The sequence below is a fragment of the Pseudoalteromonas aurantia genome (assembly GCF_005886875.1).
GTDB lineage: Bacteria > Pseudomonadota > Gammaproteobacteria > Enterobacterales > Alteromonadaceae > Pseudoalteromonas > Pseudoalteromonas aurantia_A.
The window spans coordinates 1-397 of the sequence record NZ_PNBY01000257.1; the positions used below are offsets into that span (position 1 = coordinate 1).

1 protein-coding gene is annotated in these 397 nt (G+C 43.3%); it reads right to left on the reverse strand.

Features of this window, described 5'->3' with window-relative positions; genetic code table 11:
- The coding region (locus CWC18_RS20880) for a heme NO-binding domain-containing protein (protein WP_171041203.1) at nt 1–216 on the reverse strand (216 nt) is incomplete at its 3' end.
- Between the last annotated feature and the right edge of the window lie 181 nt (nt 217–397).

The window sequence follows — 397 nt, forward strand, 5'->3', positions numbered from 1 at the left end:
TTCACCAAAGGCCTGAACCAGATCTTCGATTTTTGCTCCGCTAACCTGACTCAGACAAGTGACAAGATTCAGAACTTCAGCATGAGAGTAGGTTCCCAGTGAGGTATAAGAACCCCCTGATGGCAAATCAGCCAGCTCAATAATTTCTTCGGCAACGTCCTCAGAAAAACGATCTTCGACCATTTCCATGAATTCAGTAAAAATAATCCCTTTCATGACCCTACCCTGATTGATTCCCTTCACCTTGGTAGCGGCCATCAGAGCACTTTTTTAAACAGGAAAATCACCTTCTTTAATAGTGACGAACTCCCCGTTCAAATCAAACGCTCCTGAGAAAACAGAATTCCATTATTGTCGGCATAGACGTAACCTTCCGGAGCAAAATCAAGACCATGAA